Consider the following 3051-nt stretch of genomic DNA (forward strand, 5'->3'; position numbering starts at 1 on the left):
CGCGACCCGGATCGCCTGGATCCGGCGATCCGCGAGTACCTGGTCGCCGAGAACGCCTATGCCGATGCCGTGACCGCGGACACCCGGGCGCTGGAGTCCGCGCTGTTCACCGAGCTGCGCGGGCGCATTCGCGAGGACGACGCCTCCGTGCCCCTGCGGGACGGCGCGTGGTACTACTACAGCCGTTACCGCGAGGGCGGGCAGCACCCGCTGCTGTGCCGGCGGGGCGCCGAGGGTGGCGAGCAGGTACTGCTCGACGGTGACGCAGAGGCCGCCGGTGCCGCGTATTTCCGCCTCGGCGGGGCGGAGCACAGCCCGGACCACCGCTATCTTGCCTATGCCGTCGACGCCGCCGGCGCCGAGGTCTTCGAGATCCGGGTGCGCGACCTCGAGACCGGCCAGGACCTCCCGGACCGTATCGGCGACTGCAATGCCAGCTTCGTGTGGGCCGCGGACTCGCGCACGGTGCTCTACACCCGCATCGACGGCGACCACCGCTCACGCTGGGTGCATCGCCATACCCTGGGCGAGCGCGGCCCGGACCCGCTGGTCTACGAGGAGCAGGACGCCGGCTTCTTTCTGGGCGTGGACAAGACCGAGAGCGGGCGCTATCTGCTCATCGACAGTCACGACCACACCACCTCGGAGGTCTATTACCTCCCGGCGGACGATCCTTCCGCCAGGCCCACGGTCTTCGCGCCGCGGCGCGCCGGCACGGAGTATGGCATCGCCGACCGGGGCGAGGCCTGGTACATCCTCACCAATGCCGGGGACGCCGAGGACTTCCGCATCTGCACCGCGCCGCTCGACGACCACGCGCCCTCGAGCTGGCGCACGCTGGTCGCCCACGAGCCCGGCCGGCTCATCCAGGGCATGCTGCTCTTCCGGGACTACCTGGTGCGCCAGGAGCTCCAGGATGCGGTGCCGCGGATTGTCGTCCGCCGCCTGGACGACGGCGTCGAGCACACCATCGAGTTCCCGGAGGCCTGCTACAGCGTGGGTCTGTCCGCAGGCTTCGAATTCGTCACGGACACGCTGCGCTTCGCCTACAGCTCGTTCACGACGCCCGCCGAGGTCTATGACTACGATATGGCTGCGCACACGCGCACCCTGCGCAAGCGCCAGGAGGTGCCCTCCGGGCACGATCCGGCGGCCTACGTCAGCGAGCGACTGACCGCCCGGGCGCCGGACGGCGAGGCCGTGCCGGTGTCGCTGTTCCATCGCCGCGACTGTCCGCCGGGGCCGGATACGCCGTTGCTGCTCTACGGTTACGGCGCCTACGGCATCAGCGATCTGCCCTCGTTCAGCCCCAACCGCCTGTCGCTGGTCAACCGCGGCGTGACCTATGCCATCGCCCACGTGCGCGGGGGCATGGAGCGCGGCTACCGCTGGTACCGCGAGGGCCGCATGGCGGACAAGCCCAACACTTTCAGCGACTACATCGCCTGTGCCGAGACGCTGATCGGCGAGGGCCGCACCGGCCGCGGCTGGCTGGTTGCCCACGGCGGCAGCGCCGGCGGCATGCTGGTGGGGGCCGTGCTCAATCAGCGCCCCGAGCTCTTCGGCGCGGCGGTGGCGGACGTGCCCTTCGTGGACGTGCTCAACACCATGCTCGACGAGACCCTGCCGCTCACGCCCCCGGAGTGGCCGGAGTGGGGCAATCCCCTGGACGACGAGACCGCGTACTTCCGCATCCTCTCGTACTCGCCCTACGACAACGTCGCCGGGCAGGCCTATCCGCCGCTGCTGGTGACCGCCGGCGTTTCCGACCCGCGGGTGACCTACTGGGAGCCCGCCAAGTGGGTGGCCCGGCTGCGTGCCCGGGCCACCGGCGATGCCCCGCTGGTGCTGCGCACCAACATGAGCGCCGGTCACGGCGGGCCCGGCGGGCGTTTCCAGTACCTGGAGGAGGTGGCGCAGCGCTATGCGTTCATCCTCCGGGCGCTGGGGATCGAGTAACCGGGGATGACGAGTCTCGCGACGGTCGTCGCACGCTGGCGGTGGCTGGTCCTCGCCGTCGTGCTGCTCGTCGTCGCCACCGTGCTGCTGCTCGCGGGCAATCAGCTCCTCGCGCTCAAGGCCCGGCTGGCCGACGAGCCCCTCGCCGTGCGCGCGGTGGTGATCGCAGTCGGGCTGGCCGTGCTCGCCGCGGCCGGCTGGGGGGTGTGGCGAACGCTGCGGATGCCGGCACGGCCGGCCCGGGACGAGGTGGTGCCGGACGAGGCCGGGCTGCGCGCCCGCGCGGCCACCTGGGCGGAGGCGGGCGCCGACGTGGCCGCCGTGCGCACGGAGCTGGACGAGCTGGACCGGCGCCGCGAGGCCGGCAGTGTGCACGTCGCGGTGTTCGGCACCGTGAGCAGCGGTAAGTCGGCCCTTATCCGTGCCCTGGCGCCGGGTGCGGCGGCGGACTCCGATGTGCTCGGCGGCACGACCCGCGACGTGGTCCACTACGAGTGGCAGGATGTCCGAGGCGACCGCCTCGTGCTCACCGACATGCCGGGCCTGTCCGACCCTGCTGCCGGCCTGGACCGGACAGCGACCGACGAGGCCGGCAGGGCGGACGTAGTGGTGTTCGTTGCCGAGGGCGACCTGACGCGCGAGGAATGGCGGGCCCTGGACGCCGTACGCGCCCTCGACAAGCCCCTGGTGGTGGCGCTGAACAAGGCGGACCGCTACGAGCCGTCGGACCGGGAAGCGATCCGCGCCCGCCTCGGCGAGCGTTTCGGCGCGTCGACGGAGATCGTACCGGTCATCGCCGGCGGCACCGAGACCGTGATTATCCGGGACAGTGACGGCCACGAGCGCGAGGAGGAACGCGAACGCCTGCCGGACGTGCGCCGGCTGCGCCGGGTGCTCCAGCGCGTGGTGGACCGTGACGGTCTGAGCGCCGGTCGGGACCGGGCCGTCCTGCTGCTCGCCGCGCGCAAGCTGGAGGGCGCCGTGCAGGCCCACCGCCGCGACGCCGCGGAGGCCCTGGTCAGCCGCTACGCCCGCCGCGCCGTGGTGGGTGCCATGGCCGCGGTGGCGCCGGGCAGCGACCTCGTCATCCAG

Annotated in this window: 2 protein-coding genes; both read left to right on the forward strand. The window is 72.4% G+C overall.

Going from position 1 to position 3051, the window contains the following annotated elements; genetic code table 11:
- Positions 1-1959: S9 family peptidase (locus G7A99_RS17410; RefSeq protein WP_163142505.1), on the forward strand; the 1959-nt coding region annotated here is incomplete at its 5' end.
- A gap of 6 nt (positions 1960-1965) precedes the next feature.
- Positions 1966-3051 (forward strand): Era-like GTP-binding protein (locus G7A99_RS17415; RefSeq protein ID WP_163142507.1); only part of this gene is annotated, 1086 nt, incomplete at its 3' end.

It is taken from the genome of Arhodomonas sp. KWT (assembly GCF_010993615.1).